The following is a 3,545-nucleotide window of genomic DNA, read 5'->3' on the forward strand; positions in this document are numbered from 1 at the left end:
TGTCGCTCAGCGGGCAACGGTTCGGCTATTTTTTGATGAACGGGAAACAGTATCAGGTTATCGGCCAGTTCGCCAAAGAAGATAGAAATGCGCCTTTGGATCTTACTTCCATTTTTGTAAAAAACAAGGATGGACTTTTGATCCAGCTCGATAATTTGGTACAAACTTCAGAACATAGCAGTCCCCCGCAATTATTTCATAACAACCGCTATATGTCCGCTACCGTCTCGGCCAATCTGGCCCCTGGTAAAAGTATCGGCGATGGCATCGCGGCCATGGAAGCTATTAAAGAAAAGGTGCTCGACGAAACCTTTACCACGGATCTGGGAGGCGAATCAAGGGATTTCACGGAGAGCGGTTCCAATACCCTGTTTGCATTCGGACTCGCATTGCTTTTGATCTTTCTCATATTGGCGGCGCAATTTGAAAGTTTTATCGATCCCTTCATCATTATTTTAACGGTGCCCATGGCCGTAGCGGGGGCCTTGTTCTCTTTATGGCTTTTTGGCCAGACCTGGAATATCTTCAGTCAGATCGGTACAATTATGTTGATAGGTCTGGTAACCAAAAATGGTATACTGATCGTAGAGTTCGCCAACCAATTACGGGAACAGGGACTGTCTAAAAGGGAATCCGTATTAAAAGCCTCTGAATCTCGGCTTCGCCCGATTTTAATGACAAGTCTTACCATTGCCCTTGGGGCTTTGCCGATCGCACTTTCCTTGGGTGCCGCTTCGACCAGTCGTATTGGAATGGGCGTTGTCATCATTGGGGGGACCATGTTCTCGTTGATACTGACCTTATTCGTTATTCCGGCACTTTATATATTGTGGTCAAGGGAAAAAGTCCAGCGACCTGAATTCAAAGTGCTTGAAACCTATTGAAATGACCGACCTTATTTCTATACCTTTCCGTGCTATTTTGCTTCTAGTGTTCTGTCCTGTTTTTGGACAGGAGGTGCTTACCGTGGAAAAACAGGAATTGCTTACCGTGGATAAAGCGGTCGAAATAACCTTGGAAAACAATTACCAGATTAAGACCGCATCCAACGAGCTAAAGATCGACTCCATTTCGGTAAGTCCGGGCAATGCAGGTATGTTTCCTTCCTTAGAGGCGCGTATTACCGATAACAATAGCATCCAAAATCTATCCCAAACACGTGCTGACGGCGCTAAGGTAGAACGCGATAATGCCAAGAACAATAGTTTGAATTACGGCGTTGCCTTAGATTGGACCATTTTTGACGGACTTCGGATGTTCGCCAATTTAAAGCAACTTAAGGAAACGCAAAAACTGGGGGAGACCGAACTAAAGCAGGTAATATTGACCAAAGTAGGGGAGGTCATGATCACCTATTATGACCTGGTACAGCAGCAGCAACAGCTTTCGGCCTTGGATAGCACCATATTTTTATCCGAACAACGTGCTGAACTGGCCCACAACAGGTTTACCATTGGCAAAGCTTCAAAGTTGGAAGTATTGAACGCACAGGTAGACCTAAATACGGACCGAACCTTAATGCGGCGCCAGCAAGAGCTTTATGCCAATACGAAGATACAGTTGAACCAAATTTTGGCGCGCGACCTGAAACAGGATTTTAAGGTAGCACCTGAAATTTTTGTGGATGAAAAATTACTGCTGGCAGAGCTGGAAACCCAAATTGCCAATGAAAATCCCCAACTTCAGGTAGAGTTGATCAACAAAAAAATCACTGAATTGGCGGTGAAGCAAATAAAAGCTGCACGTTACCCGACTATTTTCGCGACGACGGGATATAACTTTAGTCGTTCGGAATCGGATCTCGGTTTTTCTACAAGTGCGAATTCCAGAGGCTTTAACTACGGGTTTGGAGCGACTTTGAACCTTTTCGACGGCTTCAATCAGAACAGGAATGAACAAATCGGAAAAATTGCCATCGAAAATGCCGAAGTGGCCATTGCCGAGCAAGAACAGGAATTAATGTCGTTGGTGGGTACCACCTATCAAACCTATTTAACGAATATAGGCCTCATTGAGTTGGAGGGAAACAATGAAGCCATTGCCAAAGAAAATCTTGATATAACCGTTGAAAAATATAGGATCGGTACCATACCTACCATCGAATTCAGAACCGCGCAACTCAATTTTATCAATGCCAAGGTGCGCCATAGTAACGCGAAATTCCAGGCCAAGCTTTCAGAGATAATCTTAAAGCAACTTGCGGGAAGTTTGGTTTTATAGGTCCGAAACATAGTGCAATTAATCGATCAAATCATGTAAATAAACGATTAAGCACGATTCTATTTTTTTATTTTTTATTTAAAATATATTTTTAATATCCATTGGGTTTAATGACCCGAAGCTTGCCCCCGAGGATTATTTACTTCTTTCACAATTCCCCCATTTTATACTTTATTCAATACAGCGGTTTAACCGTTAATAGGGTACTTATGGCTAATTATTATAGGTTTTTGGTTAGGGTTTTGAACGTATTGCCTACCTTTTTTTTGATAACTGCTATTTTTACAGATCTGGCGGCCCAGAGCTTCTCCCAGAACAATCTGAATTTTAATGGCCAAGGCTCCGTTTCAGCGGGAACTTCGTTGATGTTCGGTCCTGATGGCAGGCTCTATGTAGCGGAATATACGGGCCTGATTAAAATATATACCGTACAGCGTAACGGTCCGGGCAATTATGTGGTGCTCGACCAAGAGGTGCTTGCGGGCATTCAGGGCATACAGGATTATAACGATAATGGTACCTTATTCACGGCCACCTCCCGGGAGACCACAGGCTTGACCGTGGCGGGTACCGCAGCCAATCCGATACTCTATGTATGCTCCAGCGATTTTCGTATCGGCGGCGGCTCTGGCGGCGGCAGTGGCGATAAGGGCCTGGATACCAACTCGGGCATCATCACCCGTTTTACATGGAACGGCAGTTCATGGGTGATGGTGGACTTGGTGCGTGGGCTTCCCCGTTCCGAGGAAAACCATGCCAACAACGGTTTGGAGTTTGTTACCGTAAATGGCACCGACTACTTACTTGTGGCACAAGGTGGCCATACCAATGCGGGATCGCCCTCCATAAACTTCGCATACACGGGCGAATATGCGCTTTCCGCGGCCATTTTATCCATAAACCTATCCATGCTCAATACCATGTCGGTAAAAAATGACAATGGAAGAAGCTATATCTATGATCTTCCCACCTTGGATGACCCTTCAAGGCCTAATGTGAACGGCATCGCCGATCCGGACTCCCCTGGATACAATGGTGTCGACCTGAACGATCCCTTTGGTGGCAACGATGGCCTGAATCAGGCCATAGTGGTTCCCGCCGGCCCAGTTCAGATATTTTCCCCGGGCTACCGCAATACCTATGATCTGGTGTTGACCCAAAGCGGCGCGGTATATGTTACGGACAATGGGGCCAACGGGGGCTGGGGCGGATTTCCGGCCAACGAAGGCGGAGGTTCCGCGACCAACAATTACATAGTGGGAGAGCCCGGCAGCAGTTCTTCTTCCGGCGGGGAACAGATAAACAATCTAGACCACCTTTCATTG

Annotated in this window: 2 protein-coding genes and 1 pseudogene; all 3 read left to right on the forward strand. The window is 46.0% G+C overall.

What is annotated here, in order from left to right; all coding sequences use genetic code 11:
- On the forward strand, positions 1 to 884 hold an 884-nt coding region (locus tag ACEW8S_RS08660), incomplete at its 5' end, for an efflux RND transporter permease subunit (protein WP_373517760.1).
- 1 nt (position 885) lies between these two features.
- Positions 886 to 2,220: a TolC family protein gene (locus tag ACEW8S_RS08665; RefSeq protein ID WP_373517761.1), complete on the forward strand. Its 1,335-nt coding sequence runs from the start codon at positions 886 to 888 to the stop codon at positions 2,218 to 2,220.
- A 209-nt stretch (positions 2,221 to 2,429) separates the two neighbouring features.
- Positions 2,430 to 3,545, forward strand: a pseudogene (locus ACEW8S_RS08670) (hypothetical protein); the annotation flags it as partial.

Origin of the sequence: Pricia sp., assembly GCF_041745955.1 — a bacterium.
GTDB lineage: Bacteria > Bacteroidota > Bacteroidia > Flavobacteriales > Flavobacteriaceae > Pricia.

What these genes read in the sequence shown, in the direction of transcription:
- ACEW8S_RS08665 (WP_373517761.1), top strand. Translation starts at nt 886, where the DNA reads ATGACCGACCTTATTTCTATACCTTTCCGTGCTATTTTGCTTCTAGTG.